General features: G+C 59.2%; 15 protein-coding genes and 1 tRNA gene. 8 read left to right on the top strand and 8 right to left on the bottom strand.

Annotated features, from left to right (window positions below; all coding sequences use genetic code 11):
- Positions 1 to 7: 7 nt before the first annotated feature.
- Positions 8 to 1,936, top strand: a complete 1,929-nt coding sequence (gene dxs / locus ACR0MO_RS10405) for a 1-deoxy-D-xylulose-5-phosphate synthase (protein WP_170453457.1) — start codon at positions 8 to 10, stop codon at positions 1,934 to 1,936.
- A gap of 178 nt (positions 1,937 to 2,114) precedes the next feature.
- Positions 2,115 to 3,656, top strand: a complete 1,542-nt coding sequence (locus tag ACR0MO_RS10400) for an ankyrin repeat domain-containing protein (protein ID WP_480891094.1) — start codon at positions 2,115 to 2,117, stop codon at positions 3,654 to 3,656.
- A 62-nt stretch (positions 3,657 to 3,718) separates the two neighbouring features.
- Here ACR0MO_RS10400 and ACR0MO_RS10395 read toward each other — a convergent pair whose 3' ends face one another.
- The gene (locus ACR0MO_RS10395; protein WP_480891090.1) at positions 3,719 to 5,878 is read right to left on the bottom strand and encodes a hypothetical protein; all 2,160 of its coding nucleotides are present in this window, start codon (positions 5,876 to 5,878) and stop codon (positions 3,719 to 3,721) included.
- A 252-nt stretch (positions 5,879 to 6,130) separates the two neighbouring features.
- Here ACR0MO_RS10395 and ACR0MO_RS10390 point away from each other — a divergent pair, with 252 nt between their 5' ends.
- Complete coding sequence (locus tag ACR0MO_RS10390) at positions 6,131 to 7,621, top strand: chymotrypsin family serine protease (protein WP_480891088.1); 1,491 nt, start codon at positions 6,131 to 6,133, stop codon at positions 7,619 to 7,621.
- A 21-nt stretch (positions 7,622 to 7,642) separates the two neighbouring features.
- Here ACR0MO_RS10390 and ACR0MO_RS10385 read toward each other — a convergent pair whose 3' ends face one another.
- A complete protein-coding gene (locus ACR0MO_RS10385; protein ID WP_480891086.1) occupies positions 7,643 to 8,071 on the bottom strand; it encodes a hypothetical protein in 429 nt (142 codons plus the stop codon).
- A 106-nt stretch (positions 8,072 to 8,177) separates the two neighbouring features.
- Between ACR0MO_RS10385 and ACR0MO_RS10380 the strand changes: the two genes are divergently transcribed.
- Entirely contained in the window at positions 8,178 to 8,942 is a 765-nt protein-coding gene (locus ACR0MO_RS10380; RefSeq protein WP_480891083.1) for a helix-turn-helix domain-containing protein, read from the top strand.
- Positions 8,943 to 8,973: 31 nt separating this feature from the next.
- Here ACR0MO_RS10380 and ACR0MO_RS10375 read toward each other — a convergent pair whose 3' ends face one another.
- Genes ACR0MO_RS10375 through ACR0MO_RS10355 form a run of 5 tightly spaced genes read right to left on the bottom strand, consistent with a single transcriptional unit; the run spans position 8,974 to position 15,722 of the window.
- Positions 8,974 to 10,662, bottom strand: coding sequence for an ABC transporter ATP-binding protein (locus tag ACR0MO_RS10375; RefSeq protein ID WP_170453451.1), 1,689 nt, complete (start codon positions 10,660 to 10,662; stop codon positions 8,974 to 8,976).
- Complete coding sequence (locus tag ACR0MO_RS10370) at positions 10,659 to 11,573, bottom strand: ABC transporter permease (RefSeq protein ID WP_170453450.1); 915 nt, start codon at positions 11,571 to 11,573, stop codon at positions 10,659 to 10,661. Before ACR0MO_RS10370 ends, ACR0MO_RS10375 begins: the two co-directional genes overlap by 4 nt.
- Positions 11,570 to 12,538, bottom strand: coding sequence for an ABC transporter permease (locus tag ACR0MO_RS10365; protein WP_170623388.1), 969 nt, complete (start codon positions 12,536 to 12,538; stop codon positions 11,570 to 11,572). Before ACR0MO_RS10365 ends, ACR0MO_RS10370 begins: the two co-directional genes overlap by 4 nt.
- On the bottom strand, positions 12,539 to 14,092 hold the full coding sequence (locus ACR0MO_RS10360; RefSeq protein ID WP_170623390.1) for an ABC transporter substrate-binding protein: 1,554 nt from the start codon (positions 14,090 to 14,092) through the stop codon (positions 12,539 to 12,541).
- 55 nt (positions 14,093 to 14,147) lie between these two features.
- A complete protein-coding gene (locus tag ACR0MO_RS10355; RefSeq protein ID WP_170453447.1) occupies positions 14,148 to 15,722 on the bottom strand; it encodes an ABC transporter substrate-binding protein in 1,575 nt (524 codons plus the stop codon).
- A gap of 238 nt (positions 15,723 to 15,960) precedes the next feature.
- On the opposite strand from ACR0MO_RS10355, the gene ACR0MO_RS10350 reads away from it, so the two are divergent.
- The 3 genes from ACR0MO_RS10350 to ACR0MO_RS10340 all read left to right on the top strand — a co-directional run bounded on the left by ACR0MO_RS10350 (position 15,961) and on the right by ACR0MO_RS10340 (position 17,141).
- The gene (locus ACR0MO_RS10350) at positions 15,961 to 16,398 is read left to right on the top strand and encodes a hypothetical protein (RefSeq protein WP_170453446.1); all 438 of its coding nucleotides are present in this window, start codon (positions 15,961 to 15,963) and stop codon (positions 16,396 to 16,398) included.
- Between the two features lie 45 nt (positions 16,399 to 16,443).
- The gene (locus tag ACR0MO_RS10345) at positions 16,444 to 16,848 is read left to right on the top strand and encodes a PaaI family thioesterase (protein ID WP_480780776.1); all 405 of its coding nucleotides are present in this window, start codon (positions 16,444 to 16,446) and stop codon (positions 16,846 to 16,848) included.
- A gap of 77 nt (positions 16,849 to 16,925) precedes the next feature.
- The gene (locus tag ACR0MO_RS10340) at positions 16,926 to 17,141 is read left to right on the top strand and encodes a hypothetical protein (RefSeq protein WP_480891078.1); all 216 of its coding nucleotides are present in this window, start codon (positions 16,926 to 16,928) and stop codon (positions 17,139 to 17,141) included.
- A 306-nt stretch (positions 17,142 to 17,447) separates the two neighbouring features.
- On the opposite strand, the gene ACR0MO_RS10335 is transcribed toward ACR0MO_RS10340, so the two are convergent.
- A tRNA-Thr gene (locus ACR0MO_RS10335) sits at positions 17,448 to 17,523 on the bottom strand.
- A 187-nt stretch (positions 17,524 to 17,710) separates the two neighbouring features.
- Here ACR0MO_RS10335 and ACR0MO_RS10330 point away from each other — a divergent pair.
- Positions 17,711 to 18,538, top strand: a complete 828-nt coding sequence (locus ACR0MO_RS10330; RefSeq protein ID WP_480891075.1) for an arsenate reductase/protein-tyrosine-phosphatase family protein — start codon at positions 17,711 to 17,713, stop codon at positions 18,536 to 18,538.

Genomic DNA, 18,538 nt, shown 5'->3' with positions numbered 1-18,538 from the left:
GCGCTAAATGTCTGATCGCCCGAACACGCCTCTGCTGGATCTTGTGAGCCGTCCTGCCGACCTAAAGCAGTTCTCGGACACGCAGTTGCATCAGGTGGCGCAGGAATTGCGGGCCGAGACGATTTCCGCCGTCTCAGTGACAGGCGGGCATCTGGGCGCAGGTCTGGGTGTTGTGGAACTGACTACCGCGCTGCATGCCGTGTTCGACACCCCGCGCGACAAGATCATCTGGGATGTGGGCCATCAGTGCTATCCGCACAAAATCCTGACCGAGCGGCGCGACCGTATCCGCACGCTGCGGATGAAAGATGGCCTGAGCGGGTTCACCAAGCGCAGCGAAAGCCCGTATGACCCGTTTGGCGCGGCGCACAGCTCGACCTCGATCAGTGCTGCGCTGGGCTTTGCCGTTGCGCGCGATCTGGGTGGCGTGACGCCCGAGGGGCTGGGTGACGCGATTGCAGTGATCGGCGACGGGTCGATGTCGGCGGGCATGGCCTTTGAGGCGATGAACAATGCGGGCCACCTGAAAAAGCGCCTGATCGTCATTCTGAACGACAACGAGATGAGCATCGCCCCCCCGGTGGGTGCGCTGTCCAATTATCTGTCGCGCATCTATGCAGAAGAACCGTTCCACGACCTAAAAGCCGCCGCCAAGGGCGCGGTGTCGTTGTTGCCCGAGCCGTTCCGTGAAGGGGCCAAGCGCGCCAAGGAAATGCTGAAAGGCATGGCAGTGGGCGGCACCTTGTTCGAAGAACTGGGCTTTTCTTATGTCGGTCCCATCGATGGCCATGATCTGGACCAGTTGCTGCCGGTACTGCGCACGGTCAAGGCCCGCGCAACCGGACCGATCCTGATCCATGTGCTGACGAAAAAGGGCAAAGGCTACGCCCCGGCCGAGCAGGCCCGCGACAAGGGCCACGCCACCGCCAAGTTCGACGTTGTGACGGGCGAGCAGAAGAAGGCACCCTCGAACGCGCCGTCCTATACCTCGGTCTTTGGCAAGACGCTGGTGGATGAGGCCGCGCGCGATGACAAGATCGTGGCTGTCACGGCGGCAATGCCGGATGGGACCGGGCTGAATCTGTTTGCGGAACGCTATCCTTCGCGCTGTTTCGATGTGGCGATTGCGGAACAGCATGGGGTGACCTTTTCGGCGGCGCTGGCGGCGGGCGGGATGAAGCCGTTCTGCGCGATGTATTCGACCTTTTTGCAGCGCGGTTACGATCAGGTGGTGCATGATGTGGCGATCCAGCGCCTGCCGGTGCGATTTGCCATCGACCGCGCGGGGCTGGTCGGCGCAGATGGGGCGACCCATGCCGGGTCGTTTGACATTGCCTATCTGTCGAACCTGCCGGGTATGGTCGTAATGGCCGCCGCAGACGAGGCCGAGTTGATGCATATGATCGCCACAGCCGTTGCCCATGATGACGGCCCCATTGCCTTCCGCTATCCACGTGGCGAAGGCGTAGGCGTCGACCTGCCCGAACGCGGCGAAGTGCTGGAGATCGGCAAGGGCCGTATGATCCAAAAGGGCGCGCGCGTGGCGCTGCTGTCTTTTGGTACTCGTCTGGCCGAGGTTCAGAAGGCGGCCGAAGCGCTTGGCGCGCGGGGGATCACCCCCACCATCGCCGACGCCCGCTTTGCCAAACCGCTGGACCGCGACCTGATCCTGACCCTGGCCGACGACCATGAGGCGCTGATCACCATCGAAGAAGGCGCTGTGGGCGGCTTTGGCAGCCATGTGGCGCAGCTTTTGGCGGATGAAGGCGTGTTTGATCGCGGCCTGAAATACCGCTCGATGGTATTGCCGGACATCTTCATCGATCAGGCCAGCCCGGCGGATATGTACGCGGTCGCTGGCATGAATGCCGAACAGATCGAAGCCAGGGTTCTGGATGTTCTGGGCGTTGCCTCGATCGGTGAAAAACGCGCCTAGGCCGGGCGGTCATGCGGCTTGCAACCCTGATGGGCGAAAGTTAGGCTCGGGTCAGGCTGTTTGAGGCAGCCACCCGGTCCGCGGAAAGCTGTCATCGGCACCTCATTAAGACGACTTGTAAACCAAATCGGTTTCTCAGCCCGGATCAGCGGACCGTCGGGCAGCGGAGGGAAGACCGATGACCAAATCACTCGACCAACTGCGCCGTGACGCGAAGGCCTTGGGCAAAGCTCTGACTGCGGGCGACAAGGGCGCGATGTTACGCGTCCATGGTATTGTCAAAACGCCCAGAAACGGGGTCTACAAACATGCCGACTGCCTGCATGTGATCGCGCGCGAAACGGGGTATGCTACATGGTCCGCGCTGAAACTGGCCGTCGAAACGCAAGGCATGGACCGGGCGCAGAAACAAGGGCGGCTGCGCTGGGCGCTTTACAACGGCTCGGCGGAAACGGTGGCGTATCTGCTGACGCAGGAGCCTGACCTGGCCGGGGATCAGGTGCCGCTGTTGGTTGCGCTTTACGACGTGAATGCGATGCGCCGGGTTCTGGCGCAGGATCCGGGCGCCGCAACGCGCGAATACCCGCCTCGGCGCCCGATGTGCCATCTGGCGTTTTCGCGGCACATCAAGACCGCCCCCGAGAAAGAAGGCGACATGCTGGCCATGGCGGATCTGTTACTGGCCCACGGCGCGGATGTGAATGACAGCTTTGCCTTCGACCCGGAGTCAGACCATCGCCTGTCCGCGCTTTATGGCGCTGTCGGCCATGCGGACAACATGCCCCTGGCCGAATGGCTTTTGGATCACGGCGCGGACCCCAATGACAACGAATCCCTCTACCATTCCACCGAGCTTGGCCATACCGACGGGCTGCGGATGTTGCTGAACCATGGGGCCGATCCCAAGGGCACCAACGCGCTGCCAAGGGCTATTGATTTCAACAGCACCGACGCGGTGCGCCTGTTGCTGGACCATGGCGCAGACCCCAACGAAGGCATCGCGCCTCACCCGTCGGGCGAGCCATCGCTGGTGATCCCCGCCTTGCATCAGACCGCCCGGCGCTTGGCGTCGGGTGAGATCGCCCGGCTCTTGCTGGATCACGGCGCGGACCCAAACGCCGTCAGTCGCGGCCATACGCCCTATGCCTTTGCCCGCGTCTTCGGGAACCGGGATGTGGCGGATGTTCTGGAGCAGGCGGGGGTATCCACGCAGCTATCAGAGACCGAGGCACTTTTGGCGCGTGCAGCGGATGGAGTGCCAAGGCCCGGCGACCGGATCGATATGACTGCCCTATCGGAAGAATTGACCTATCTTCTGGGTCGTCTGGTGTGGCGAGAAGGCAGCCTGCCCCATATGCAGCGCCTTGTGGAGATGGGCTTTGACGCCAACCTGCCGGATGAGATGGGGATGCCGCCGCTGCATCTTGCCGGGTGGGAAGGGATGGCCGATGTCACGGCCTTTTTTCTGCACCAGAACCCGGACCTTGACCACACCAACGCCTACGGCGGCACATTGCTGTCGACCATCGTTCACGGCTCGGAAAACTGCCCGCAACGCGCGCATCGCGACCATATCGACTGCGCCCGGATGGCGTTAGAGCGGGGCGTACCATTGCCCCGAAAAGCCCCGCAATTTGCAACCCGGCCCGAGATGTCCGAATTTCTTGCCGATTGGGCGAACACGAATCCGGATCAGGTTGCGGAACACGGGGTGATTTGACTCGCGGCCATAAAAAAAGGCGGCGCAATTCAAGCGCCGCCGCCCGGTTTGCACTACTGGCGTCAACCGTCCAGGCAGAAGCCTTCGATATCGCCATTTGTCCAGTGGTTGGGACCACTGTTCAGAATGGTGCGGTCGCTTACATGGATGCGGATGTTGTAGCCGCAGGGATCCATGCCGGTGGTATCAAGCTCCCAATTACCAGACGCGCCATCGGTACTCAGCGATCCAGCCGCGTAGCTGATCGGGACCGAGGAACTGCCGCCGACAAACGGAGGCAATACCGTCGCCGCAGGTGCGGCGGAAGTGATGACCATGGTGCCGCCCGCAGCCTCGGGCAGCGGGGTCACATGGATGCGCAGGCTTCCGCAGTGATTGCCCGTCATCGAATACGTGCCCGAGATCACTTCGCCAATGCCGAACTTGCCACAATTCCCTGCGCCGCTTGTGATTTCGACATCTGCGCCGGGCCGGGTGTTGTCGACCATAAAGACCGTCGATACGGTTGTGCCCAGAACCGGACCTGCCGGTTGCCGGAACTCGATGAAGACCGAGTGCAACCCGTTCTCCAGCCCCGTCAATGCGCCCAACAGATCGTCGGCGACCGAGACCAGCGGCGAGGCGGCCAGATAGGGGAACCAATCCCCAACCGCGTTGACCGTCTGCTTGACCGAAAACGGGCTTGGGAAGGTGGTAACATCGGCCTCGAACGGGTTGGTATAGGCCCGTGGCGCGATATCGGACGGTCCCTGGATCATGATCCGGTACTCCATCGCGCCAGCCGGGATGTTGAAGGCCCGACCCTTCAGCAGCGTCCGCCCGCCAAACGGCGCATCGTCGGCATTGGGGATGATACCGCCCACGCCCGCGCCATTGGCATATCCCATGGCGTTGATCTGCGGGATCGGCATGTTTCCGATGGATTCCAGGAAGGGCAGGAACTGTCCGGGCACGCCGCCTTTCGGAAGATGCTCTACCTCGATCGTGCAATCAGCCCGGTCGCCCCAGTGGGGCACGAAATCCGGATCATTCGGCGCGGGCGGGACGGCCCAGGACAGGATACCGCGAATCCGCGCCTGCCCGGTCTTGCACCATTCCTTGCGATGATCATCCAGATCCACCGGCAGAGAGGCCTGATACCACAGCCCGTCATCCGGGATCTGATCGATATTGTGCACATCGACCCAGGTGATGCCCTGGAATTCCCAGCCCGATCCGAAATCAAGGTAGAAGGCGACATATTCCCGCGACCCTTGCGAACACAGATCGCCCGAATAACCACTGGCGCGCTTGATCTCGATCACGCCATGCAGGTTCGAGGCATCGCGATCCAGACCAACGCAGTGAAGCTCTTCATATGTCGTGTTGAAGTCGGGCTTCATGATGAAGTCATCGAAATCCGAAAGGTCGATGTCAAAATCCGGTATCTGGAAGGCCGCCATCGTCTGGCTTGCGGCGATATCCGTGCTGTCGGCCGCAAGTTTGACCATGGTGGGAAAGACATTACGCAGAACCTGCATCTTGTCCGCCCGGTCGGTCTTTTTCATCAACTGCGCCAGCGAGGCCGCCGGTTTGTTCGCAACCAACTGGGTTTCCAGCAGCGATGTCGCCTGCTGCAGCACTTTCGGATCGATCTGTTGAATGCCGATATCGGTGATATGATCGATCAGGTTGCATAGGAACGGGCTTCTGGGGTTGATCTGAATGTCGTGCTCCAGCCTGTTGCCCCAGATCGGCAGCCAGTTCGGCATGTTGGCCGGCGGGACCACGTTCCAGGACAGAACGGCCCGAACGGTCGGCAAAACCGGGTCGCGGTCGCAACATGTCCGTTTCTTGGGATCGACCTTGATCGACACCGCGTAACACAGGTCATCCTTGAACCCAAGGTCATGGATGTTGAAGCTGTTCACCCCGCTGTCGACCCACACGCCGTCACCGTAATCGAGGTAAAAGCGCACATATTCCTGCGACCCGTCGGTGCAGGGCCCGCCGCCATAGCCATCGGCCTGCTTGATCCGCACAATCGCGGTCAGGATGCTGCTGTCGGGGTTGTAGCCGATGCAGGTCAGTTCTTCGAACGCGACGTCCTGAATCTTTTTCAGAACCGGCTTTTGCAGCCCTTTCAGGTCCAGTTGGGACAGGTTGCCAAAATAGTTCGGGTTCTGAAGCAGCCTGAAATTGGCAGAGGTTCGAAGTTCAATTTCCTTGCTGACATCCGTCATGGGAATTCTCCAATAAATGCTTAAAATAAATAAAAAACATGCAGTCAAAAATACCTGCACAGGTTGTATTATACACGATTTTGGCTGATTCCGCGACTGCCCGTTGGGGCTTGGCTGCAAATGGCCGATGCCAGCGCGGCACAACCTGGCGGTGATGCAGGCCTGGCCAATCTGTGCTAGTCTATCGGTAAGCCAAGCGCACGAACACTCCTGATAGTTGCTGACTTTTTTCATGCCGTAGGAGGGCTTTTGATGGTTACCCCGAACGCCGAAGGCGATCTTTATCCGCTGCTCAGGGCCTACAAGAAACAGCATTTGGGCAAGGGTGCGTTTCGACGATATGACGCCCATGCGATTGGGATCGGGCAGAAAATCGTGTCAGGCAAACCGACCGATACGCTGTGTCTGCGGTTCTATGTCAGCTGCAAGCACCCGACAGACCGAATAGCGCCGGATCGTCGGGTGCCCGCCGCATTCCGCATCTGGTCGCAGCGCGACGGGCGCGAGGTCGAATTGCCGACCGATGTGATCGAGCAGCCGCCGATGCGCTTTACCGCCGACCCGACAGACAGGTTCCGCCCCGTGCCGGGTGGGGTCAGCGGCGGTTCGGTCTTTACCGGCACGATCGGCGGCTGGGCGTGGGACCGGACCGATGCAAGCTTTGTTATGCTCACGGCATGCCACGTCGTGGGGTTTTTTGACGTCGTGGTCCTGTTGAACGGACCGATGCTGCAGCCGGGCTTGTCGGATGGCGGCGACGTGACGGACGACCGGGTCGGAACCGTCAAGCGGCTGATCGAGTTGCAGGCAGGCGAAACCAGAACCGTCGACGCAGCAATTGCGGAACCCACAAACACCGACATGGTGCAAACCGTTGTGCTGAACGTCGGCTCGGCGATCTATGCGGTGGACACACCGACGCTGGGCATGGCTGTGCAGAAGTCGGGCAAATCCAGCGGGTTGACCCAGGGCCAGGTTGTCGATGCGGATGTGGACACCGCCGTGTTCCTGGCCGACGACATCTTCTTTTTCGAGGATGTCGTACAGATTCAGGCCTCTGACGGTGGCGTTTGGGCGGAACCGGGCGACTCGGGCTCTGTCGTGTTTTCGCAGGCGGGGTTGCCCACGTCCTCGGCCATCCATCCGGCTGTGGGGCTGCATTTCGCCAGTTCCACGGATGCGGACGGGCTGGCCTGCAAGATGCGAAATGTTTTCGAGCAGCTTGATCTGGCACCGATTTGCGATGGCCTGTTTGCCGATTTTGTCGAAGAGATGGCGGTTGCGCCAGGCTTCACCTCACCCGACGCAGATGTGTCACCGGCGGCGGGGCTGCATCCCTTCACACCGCGCGAAAGACGCTGGGCAAGGGCCGGGTCCCCGGCCCGCGGTCTTGGGCGCGATCTGCAGACCCGTCTGGACGGATCGGGCAGCGGGCGTCAGTTGAACACTCTGGTCAGTGCACACCGCGCAGCCCTGACCGAGTTGATGATCCGAAACGGCGATGTGCGCCGCGCCGCGGTCGCCGCCATAGGCCCGATCTTGTCCGGGGCGGTCACCACAAGTGACGTCTTGTCCCGACGTATCTGTGCCCAGGATGTCAAGCGGCTGCAAAAACTGATCCATGAGATCGAACGATCCGGCGATGAAAAGCTGGTGGCGTCGGTGCAGGCCATGGCCAAAATGCTGGAGGTGGTTGAGGGCAAGTCCCTGTCCGACCTGTTCGAACAGGGTCCCGCTTATTGAACGGTTGGGCCGAGGCCAAGATCAGGTCGCGACAGGATTACCGTCCGGCTGCGTTCGGCAGGACCACAGGATCAGCAGCAGAAAAGACAGGTTCAGCACAACGTTGAACGGCGCGCCCACAAGGATGGACCCCGCGCTATCGGTGCAGAACCATGTCCACGTCGCTATCTTTGCAACCTTCGCGGCCACCGTCGCAGACAAAGGCGCAACATGGGTACCCAATGCCCATTGCATAGCGCCCAGCCCGGCCGTCAGACCGCCCGTGATCGTCAGCAATAATGTGGTCGGAGCGGATATATCCGAAGGAACTGTTTGGAACGGCCAATACGCGACCGTCAGAAATATATGCGCAAGACCGTGCAAAGCCGGAAGCGCGGTAAGCGCGAATAGAACGCCGGTCACGATCAGAATAATGCCGGACAAGCGCATTGCGGAATGTTGTCGGGTCATGGTCCCCTCCTGTTCAAGACCCGTCCTTGATGCGCCATGGCTCGAACACAAAGCAATTACGTCAGAGGTAAGTGATTTCTGCACCCGCGCTTGCTAGGCTTGCGTCATGACCCCGTATCCCAGATTGCTGAAAGAGTGGCGCAAGCGGCGCAGGATGAGCCAGCTTGATCTGGCGGTTGAGGCTGATGTCAGCGCCCGCCATATCTCGTTCCTTGAAACCGGCAGGTCCCGGCCCAGCCCGGACATGATCCTGCACCTGTCCGAGGTCATGGATGTGCCGGTCGATGCGCGCAATCAGATGATGCGGGCCGAAGGGTTTGCCGCGCGATTTGCGGCGACGCCCTTCGATGATGCCGCCATGGCCCCCATCCGCAGCGCCGTGGAGTGGACGCTAAAACAGCATGAACCTTACCCGGCAATGGTGCTGGACCGGCTGTGGCACCTTGTTCGGCTGAACAAACCCGCCGAAATGCTGTTTGCACCGCTTGGGATCGCGCAAGGTCAAAGCCTTCTGACGCTGATCACCAGCCCACTGATGGCCGAGCTTGTCGAGAACTGGCCCGAGGTTGCCCATCACACAATGCTGCGCCTGCGGTCCGAAAGCGCCAATGCCGGTGGCCTGCCGGAACTGGACGCCGCCGCGCGGGCCCTGGCGGAACAGGCGCAGATTCGCAGTGACGCCGCAATTGGCCCAACCATTCCGACGATCTATCGGTTTGGCGACCAACGCGTTTCGATGTTCGGCACCATCGCACAGTTCAGCACCGTTACGGATGTGACGCTGGATGATCTGAAGATCGAACTGTTCTTTCCGTCCGATGATGCCAGCGCGGATTTCCTGCAAACCTTGTCCCATTCGGCGCAGCATTGAGGATGCCCCAAGCGGCAATTGACCAGTGCCACTACGCCAGTTGCTTCAACCGGGGCATCAAATCCAGCAGCTCTTTGGTATAGGCATGCTGAGGGGCCGAGAATAGGGCATCGGTGTCCTGAACCTCGACCAGTTTGCCCTGTCGCATGACGCCCACCCGATCACACATCTGCCGCACGACGGGCAGATCGTGGCTGATGAACAGCATTGTCAGGCCAAGGTGATCCTGTAGGTCCTTCAGAATGTTCAAAATCTGTGCCTGAATCGAGACGTCCAGCGCGCTTGTCGGCTCGTCACAGATCAGGAACCGGGGCTGCGTGGCCAGCGCGCGGGCGATACAGATGCGCTGGCGCTGCCCGCCCGAGAATTCATGCGGGTATTTGCGCCAGGCATCCTTGGCCAGACCGACCCAATCCAGCAACTCGCGCACGCGCGGCTCAACGGCGGGTTTTGGCAGGATTTTGTGGTGATGGATCGGCTCGGCCACAAGGTCCCCGACCTTCATGCGGGGGTTTAGGCTTGAGAACGGGTCCTGAAAGATCATCTGGATCTGGCGGCGATAGGCCTGCAGTGCGTCCGCCCCCATGGCGGTCACGTCCTGCCCATCAAAGATCACTTGGCCACCGTCCACCGGATAAAGCGTGCCGATCATCCGTGCGACGGTGGATTTGCCGGACCCGCTTTCGCCAACAAGGCCGAACACCTCGCCGTCGCGAATGTCGAAACTGACCTGATCGACGGCGGTAAAGTACTTGCGTTGCGATGGCAGCAGACCGCCCTTTTGCAGGAAGGTCTTGGTGATGTTGTCGACCTCAAGCAGCTTACCGGATTTAGACAGATCGGTCTTGTCCCAATGCGCTGCCAGATCGTCGATCTTGAAGGTCCTTTCTCGCTCGCCATAGCTGACCACCGGAAAACGCTCGACCTTTGTATGCGGGCGCGGCACAGCGGCAATCAGGGATTTGGTATAGTCATGCGTCGGCGCGCCAAGGATCTGATCGGTCGTGCCGCTTTCAACCACATGGCCGGAATACATCACGGTCACTGTGTCTGTGGTATCGGCAATGACGCCCATGTCGTGCGTCACAAGGATGACGCCGACCTGACGTTCCTTGGCCAGTTCCTTGATCAGATCCAGCACCTGCGCCTGCACGGACACGTCCAAGGCGGTCGTAGGCTCATCTGCGATCAACACGCTGGGTTCGGTACACAGCGCAAGCGCGATCACCACCCGCTGACGCATCCCGCCGGAAAACTGGTGCGGGTATTGATTGAACCGATCCGCCGGATCGGGGATCGAGACGCGATCCAGCAGGGCTATTGCGCGCTTTTTCGCGTCAGACGCGGACAGGCCAAGATGCAGCTGGATCGTCTCGACCAATTGTTCGCCCACCGTGAACAGCGGGTTCAGCGAGGTCAGCGGGTCCTGAAAGATCATCCCGATCTCTTTGCCCCGGATTCTGCGCTTGTCCTCGGCGTCCAACTCGTCAATCCGGCGTCCGTTCAGCCAGACCTCGCCCTCGGAGACATGGGCCGGAGGGTCCAGCAGGCCGATCACGGCATTGCCGGTCATCGACTTGCCCGCGCCGCTTTCGCCGACAACGCCCCGGATTTCACCGGGATGCAGGTCATAGGTCACATGCTCGACCGGCTTGAAGATGCCGTGGCGGGTGGGGATTTCCACCGTCAGGTTGCGGATCGAAAGAACGGGGTCGGTCATTTCAGCCTCGGGTTCAGAACATCGCGCAGCCAGTCGCCAAGCAGGTTCACACTCAGCGCCAGCGCCAGCAGGGTGCAGGCGGGGAAGAACAGGATCCACCACTCACCCGAGAACAGGAAGCCCTGCCCGATACGGATCAGCGTGCCCAGCGACGGTTGCGTAGGCGGCGCACCAACACCAAGGAAACTGAGCGTCGCCTCGGCAATGATCGCCAGCGCCAATGAGATGGTGGCGATCACCAGCACCGGTGACAGCACGTTGGGAAGGATATGGCGCAACATGATGGTCAGCGGGCTTTGCCCGATGATACGGGCGGCGGCGACGTAATCCTTGTTCTTTTCCACCAACGTGGCACCCCGGACGACGCGCGCGAACTGCACCCAGTCGGACAGGCCAATGGCAAGGATCAGCACCCAGATCGCCATCTGGTCGCGGTATTCAATAGGCGTGATGCCCTTGGCGATGCCAAAGATCAGCATGGCCAGAAGGATTGATGGGAAGGTCAGCTGCACATCCGCCGTACGCATGATGATGGTTTCGGTCCAGCCGCCGAAATAGCCGGACAGCAGGCCCAGAATGATCCCCAGAACCATGGCAAACAGAACCGCCGCCACGCCTACAAACAGCGAGATTCGCATGCCGTAGAGAATGGTTGAGAACACATCCCGGCCCTGATCGTCCGTGCCCATCAGAAAGCTTTCACCGGTAAAGGCGTTCGGCTCCATCGGCGGGGTGAAGCCATTCATCAGGTTCAGGCTGGCCGGATCAAACGGGTTCGTCGGCGCAATCAGCGGTGCAAGGATGGTGGCAAGGATCAGGACCAAAGCCACCGTCGCAGAGACTATGGCCACGGGCGAGCGGCGAAAGGCGTAGAACTGGTCGCTGTCCAGAATGCGTTTCACACGGCTCATGCGCTGACCCTCAGGCGCGGGTCGATGAAGGCGTAAAGGATGTCGACCGCAAGGTTGATGGTGACGAAGATGACCGAGATCATCATCAGGTAAGCTGCCATGACAGGGATATCCACGAACTGGATTGCGTTGATGAACAAAAGGCCAAGGCCCGGCCACTGGAACACTGTCTCGGTGATGATGGCGAAGGCGATGATGGCCCCCAGTTGCAGACCAATGATGGTGATCACCGGGACCATGGTGTTTTTCAGCGCATGGCGGAAGTTGATGGTCCGGTCGCTCAGTCCACGGGCGCGGGCAAAGCGGATGTAGTCTTGCCGCAGCACCTCGAGCATTTCGGATCGCACCAGCCGCATGATCAGGGTCATTTGGTACAATCCCAGCGTGATCGCGGGCAGGATCAGCGCCTTGAGGCCACTGGCGGTCAGGAACCCGGTGTTCCACCAGCCAAGGTCAACGACCTCACCGCGCCCAAAGCTGGGCAGCCAGCCCAGTTCGACCGAGAAGACGTAGATCAGCAAGATGCCGATCAGGAAGGTGGGCAAGGATACCCCGATCAGCGAGGCCGACATGATGAAGTTCGCCGCAAACCCGTCCCGCCGGATCGCGGTAAAGACGCCCAGCGCAATGCCCAGAACAATGGCAAACACGGCTGACACCATTGCCAGTTCCAGCGTCGCAGGGGCGCGTTCGGCCAGAATCTCGGCCACCGGGCGACCCTGACGGAAGCTGACGCCGAAATTGCCCTGCACCGCCTCTTGCAGGAACTTCACATATTGCACCGGAAACGGCTGATCGAGGCCCAACTGGGTACGCAGACGTTCCACATCTTCCATGGTCCGTTCCTGCCCAAGCATGTTGTCGATGGGATCGCCGACAAAACGGAACATGGAAAAGGCGACAAGGCCCACGACGAACAGAACCAGCGCCGACTGGGCCACGCGCCTGATGATGTATGACAGCATTTAGTTGACCGTGACCCAGCGCAGAAGGAAGAAGTTGTCGGGCCGTTGAGTCAGCTCGATATTGCTGCGGGCACCCCAGACCAAAGGCTGAACGTAAAGCGGCACATAAGCTACCTCGTCCTGCAGGATGCCTGCGACCTCATCCAGCATGGCCTGACGCGTGGGTTCGTCAATCTCGGACTGGATCAGCGGCAGCAATTCATCCACGCGGGCGTTGGAATAGCCGCCGAAGTTCCACGAACCCAGCTTCTTTTCCTCATTCGGGGTCGAGGCGAGAAAGCGCACGGGATGTTCGGCATCAAACGTGCCAGGCGACCAGCCCAGCAGGTACATGTCGAAATTGTCGGCCCGCAGTTCCGGCCAGTAGTTCTGCACTGGCATCGCATCCAGCGTCACATTCAGCCCGGCCTGAGTCAGCATGGCGGTGATCGCCTGACAAACCGCTTCATCATTCAGATAGCGATTGTTGGAGCATTTGAAGCTGACCTCGGCCCCCTCTGCCCCCGCTTCGGCAAGCAGCGCCTTGGCCCCGTCGGGGTCATAGGCGTAGGGGTCTGCATTGGCCGCTGAATAACCGCGCATCGCGGGGCTGACCAACTGGCTGGCCACCTCGGCATTACCGCGCATGATGGTCTGAAGGATGGCCGGAACGTTGACCGCCTTGGCCACCGCCTCGCGGGTTCGCGGATCAAGGAACAGGTCAGAATTACCCTGCCCGGCCTCGCTTGCGCCTTCCTGCTGGTCAAAGCCCAGCATAATCACGCGCGCTTCGATCCCCTGAATGACCTTTACATCCGGGTTGCCCTGCAAACGGGCGACGTCCTGAATCGGGACCGGGTTGATGAAATCCACATCGCCAGACAGCAGAGCCGCCAGAGCGGTCGCCGGGTTCTGGATCGGCACAAGTTCGGCGCGGGTCAGGTTGTGCTCTGCCTCGTCCCACCAGCCCTCGAAAGGCTCAAGGACAGTACGCAGCCCCGGTTCGCGTGCAGTGACGCGAAAGGCACCGGTTCCGTTGGCGTTGAGCGTCGCATGGTTCCCGGCCTCTTTGTCGGGAAGGGCGGCGTCGTTGGCCTCGGCCCAGCCGCTGTCCATGATCATCCAGTTGGCGATGCTGTCAGGAAAGATCGGATTTGGCGCGGTGGTCATCACATCGACGGTGTAATCGTTAACTTTCACCACCTCACTGACCGGCGCGAACCAACTACGGGTGTCTGAATTTTCATCGGACGCGCGCTGATACGAGAAAATCACATCATCGGCATTGAATTCGGACCCATCATGAAATGTCACGCCCTCGCGCAGCTTGAACCGCCAGCCTGCACCGTCCCCGATGGTTTCCCAACTGGTGGCCAGCGCCGGTTCGATGGTCATATCCTTGCCCCGACGCACCAGCCCTTCGTAGACATTGTTCAGGAACCCCAGAACAGGGGCGGAATTCACCGCATGAGGATCCATCGTTTGCGGATCGGTGGTGACGGCAAAGGTGAACTCTTCGGCCGCAACCGGCATGGCAAGCGCGCCCAAAAGCGCGGCAGTGGTCAGACGTTTCATGATAGCTCCCACTTTTTGGTGCCGGGCCCCGTATCCCGAGGCCCGGCGACACGGGTTAGTTCAGGCCGAAATGTTTCACCATCGGCTGATCTTCGGGATCGACGTTGATGTCCAGATTCTCGGCCATACCCCAGTTCAGCACCTGATGGTGGATCGGGATGTACAGCTGTTCGTCCTGCACCACACGCCAGATCTCGGCGATATCCTGATCGCGCGCAACGAGGTCCGTGTTCGAGGCCAGCGATTTGATCTTGGCGTCCAACTCATCACTGTCAAAGCCAGTACCATTCCACGTACCAATATCGCTTTCGCGGCCATGGACCAGGAAGTTGAAGATGTACTCCGAATCGTAGGTCGGAACACCCCAGCCCAGCATGTAGAAATCGGTCTTTCCATCCGTGATCAGCGGGAAGTGCTGCGCCTTGGGCTTGGCATCCAGATTCACCGTGATGCCGATCTGACCCAGCATCCCGACAGCGGCCTGACAGATGCCTTCGTCGTTGATGTAACGGTCATTCGGGCAATCCAGCCGGATCGAGAATCCGTCGGGATACCCCGCCTCGGCCAGCAGGGCCTTGGCGCCTTCGACATCCGTGCTGCTTTCACCGTCCATCTCGGCCGTCCAGCCATTCACGAAGGGCGGCGCGATCATCCCGGCGGGTTGCGACTGACCGCGCATGACCACCTGCTTGATGGCGTCGCGGTTGATGGCCTTGGACATGGCCTGACGCACGCGCACATCGGCCAAAGGATTCTTGCCATCAACGTTATCCGCTTCGATGTCATCCCCGCCCTGGTTCATGCCAAAAAAGATCACCCGGTTCTGAGGTGCCTGTTTGACAAGCAGACCATCCACGGCATTGACCCGGTCGAGATCCTGTACCGGCATATCCTGAAGGAAATTCACCTCACCCGACAGCATCGCCGCTACGCGGGTCGCGTCGTTCTGGATCGGCGTATAGATGATTTCGCTGATCGCCATCGGGAACTGATCGCGGCCCCAGTAATCCTCGTTCCGCTGCATCACGGTTTTTACGTCCGGCTCACGGCTGACAAGTTTGTATGGACCGGTGCCGTTTACATTGGTGGTGGCAAAGGTGATCTCTCCGCCTTCGAAATCCTGCACATCGACCGTGTTGTTCGCCTCGGTCCAGCCCTGATCCATGATGAACAGGTCCGTCAGGTTCGCCGGCAGGATCGGGTTCGGGCCGTCAGTCACAATCTCGACCGTGTGGTCATCGACAGCGCGCACTTCAACGATCGAGTTGATCAGTTCCTTCATGTCCGAGTTCGGCTGTTTGGCACGGTTGATGCTGAACACCACGTCTTCCGCCGTGAAATCGGCCCCATCATGGAACTTCACGCCCTGACGCAGGTTGAACACCCAGACATTGGGATCACTCTCACTGGGGGCCCAATCCGTGGCAAGTGCAGGCTCAAAAGCGCCGGATGTATCGCGGATAATCAGCGGTTCATACATCTGATGGCGCACGGTATGCGTGGGCCCTTCGTTTTGCGAATGCGGATCCAGCGTAAGCGCATCGCCCGAGCGCGCCCAGCGCAGGGTTTCCGCACTGGCCAACGTCGTCGACGTCATCAGCACCGCAAGTGCAAGCATTGGTTTGTTCATAATTTCCTCCCTTTTTGCAGTCATTTAGCTGCACCGAATTCACGATGCAGTGCCGCAAAATTCTGTGATTGTTATGGGAGTGGATAGCATACCAACTGCGAGAGCATGTCAATCATTCTGGGTCGGGTCCCCTGAATCGGTCTGGGCCTTGGGCCAAGAGGGCTGGTGTTCACCCAGATACCCCGATGCGTTCCGTCCCTGTTTTGAGGGTGCTCCGCAGCTGATGGTTATTCGCATAGTGACTGACAACTATTGCGCTGATGATAAAGTAGGGCGCATGCGTGCCTTCGAAATTCTCTGGATCGTTCTGTTTCGCTTCAAGCCAATTGCCAGAACTTGGGCCATCTGCCTGATACTTGTGAATCTGGCCTCTCTGCTTTTTCTCGATTCCTATTATGCTTGGTTCAACCTTGTCGCGGTCGGGGTCGGTATTTCGCTGATGATCGTGATTTACTTCAGATTGGGTTTTGTCAGGCTGCTTGGCGCAGGCCACTTTCTATGGGTCCCAATGATCGCCTATTTCGTTTCTAATTTGCCGGACAAAGACACGGACCCTGCGCTTTTTTGGTGGGTTTGTGTTCTTGCAGGCTTCAACAGTGTTTCATTGGTCATTGACGCAATTGATGTTGCACGGTTTTTGAAAGGCGAACGCAATCCGCATTACGTATGGCAATAGAGTAAGCCAATGACTGAAGTCAGATCATCAAAGAACCAAACACAGATGCCGCACAAAGATACTCAGGACTGGCTACCGCCCTATTCTCAATCATTGGGGCTAGAGCTGAAATCGGTTGAGCCAGAAAAAGTCATTGCCACTTTGCGTGTCAGACCGGACATGGGCAACCGGAACGGCGTCATGCACGGTGGGGCGATCATGGGGGCAGCGGACTCGATTGGCGGTGTTGCGGCCGCTCTGAACCTCGAAAAAGGGGCCAGCACCACGACACTGGAAAGCAAAACCAACTTTATTCGGCCAATTCGGATCGAAGACCAGATCACACTGACCTGCATTCCGTTGCACCGAGGTCGGAAGACGATGATATGGCAAACCACTGTCGCGCTGCCGGATGGCCGCCCGGCTGCCATTGTGACGCAGACGCAGTTGACGCTGACCTGGTCAGATTGACGGTGCTAAGTCGACTTTGACTGTGCTTTTTTCTTTCGGCGTTTTGGCAAATCGCGGTCCATCTCGACAAACGCGACATGAAAGAGATCCCGCAGCTCGTCCTTCTTCAGTCTGGGCGATCCCTGTTCCTCGTCCAATACTATGACGCACTGGTGATCGTGATGATTCACGTCAGCGTTCTCGCTCGTTTGAGCCTTGCGAAGAACAGACAAGACATACGGTATCAAATTCTCTCCTCCCACTTATTTGCCCAAGCTTTGCCGCTGCGGGCCACATCCGAGCGCAACTGGTGAGGCAGGCTCTAGGATCCCCTTCCGTGAGTGCTTCCCGCAGCGACACGGCGGATGTAGGGGTTTCGTTTTGAGACGTAAGGGGGAAGGAATCGACGATTTGCATCAGTTTTTGACCGCGTAGTCAAAATAACCAGCGATAGTTGACGCTTACGTCAACTTGTTAAGGAAAGTGTCAACCAAAGCGACGTTACGTCGTTTTTTCGGGTGTCTCAGATTCAGTGCTGAATGATAGGTCCAATTCCGACCATCCAACGGTCATCCGAAGCGATTGAGTCAAAAATCGACGGCGTTTTCACTGAGAAGAACTGGTGCCGCTGAAGGGACTCGAACCCCCGACCCCATCATTACGAATGACGTGCTCTACCAGCTGAGCTACAGCGGCACCCTGGGCCACCCGGAACCGGGTGTGAAGGCTCGTTTAAACCGTCGCTCTTGCGCCTGCAAGTCCAGATGCGCGTGAACCGGGCTTTGATCACGCTGCGCAGCGGTGACATCCTGATTTGTGAAATTTTTGTAACGGCACCAGTCGCGAATTGATCCGCAACTCTTATTTCGATATTTCATGAAATATGATAGAAAGAATCACTGACCAACTGGCCATCCTGGGCCACCCGCAGCGTATCACTGTGTTTCGCATGTTAATGCGACGGTTTCCTGACAGCGTGCCTGCGGGCGAGCTTGCGGGGGAACTGGGCATCAAACCCAGCACCATGTCGAACTACCTGAACGCACTGCAACGGTCGGGGCTGGTGACTCAGGAACGATCCGGTACTTCGCTGCGCTACTCGGTCGACATGAAGACTGTTCAGGGGATGCTGGATTTTCTGATTGTCGATTGCTGCCGGGGCCGCCCGGACATTTGCATGCCTTTCACAAAAGGAAATGACACTATGACAGATCGCAAGTTCAACGTCCTGTTTCTGTGTGTTGGCAATTCTGCCCGCTCGATCTTTGCCGAATCCCTGCTGCGCCAACTCGGTGGGGATCGGTTCAACGTGCATTCCGCCGGAACCCAGCCTGTGTCCGAACTGAACCCGTTCGCCGTTCAGGTGTTGAAGGACAAAGGGCATGACACCTCGGTGCTGCGGTCAAAGCATATGTCCGAGTTCGCAACCGAGGACGCACCGGAAATGGATTTCGTCTTTACCGTCTGCAATCAAGCCGCCAACGAAGAATGCCCGGCCTGGGAAGGTCAGCCCATCAGCGGCCATTGGGGCATGGAAGATCCGGTCAAAGCCACCGGAACCGATGCCGAGAAAAGTCTGGCGTTCCAAAGCGCCTATGGCGCACTGAAGCACCGGATCGAAGCCTTCACATCACTGCCGGTCGAAAGCCTTGACCGGATCGCGTTGCAATCTGCTGTCGATGACATCGGCAGAAACTCGGTCGGGGAATGA

Source organism: Ruegeria sp. K5 (assembly GCF_056531805.1).
The sequence above is the reverse complement of the archived record's forward strand: the minus strand, read 5'-3'. Positions and strand labels throughout refer to the sequence as shown.